The sequence below is a fragment of the Acidisphaera sp. L21 genome (assembly GCF_009765685.1).
Taxonomy (GTDB): domain Bacteria; phylum Pseudomonadota; class Alphaproteobacteria; order Acetobacterales; family Acetobacteraceae; genus LMUY01.
In genome coordinates this window covers 1-263 of the sequence record NZ_LMUY01000107.1, presented here as the reverse complement: position 1 = coordinate 263, position 263 = coordinate 1, and the positions used below count along the sequence as shown (strand labels likewise).

Sequence of the window (263 nt, the reverse complement as noted above, 5' to 3'; positions counted from 1 at the left end):
CCCGTCTCCGACAGGCTCAACCCGGCGATCGCACCCGCCTTGCCAACGCCCACCACCGCCGTCGCCGGGGCAGCGAGCACTGGCAGGCCGTTCACCGTCACCCCGACGTTGGCATTGGCTGCCGCATTGCCGAAGCTGTCGAGCGCGGCAAGCCTGATCGTGTCGGTCCCGGCCGTGCTCTGCGCATCCGTCACCGTCGCCAGGGCGGCATTCACCTGCGCCAACGACCCCTGGATCGTCACCGCGGTGCTGCCAGATCCGGT

At 70.3% G+C, this 263-nt stretch carries 1 protein-coding gene; it reads right to left on the bottom strand.

Translation table 11 applies throughout. From position 1 onward, the window contains the following. On the bottom strand, positions 1-263 hold a 263-nt coding region (locus tag GSQ76_RS21650), incomplete at both ends, for a hypothetical protein (RefSeq protein ID WP_158746201.1).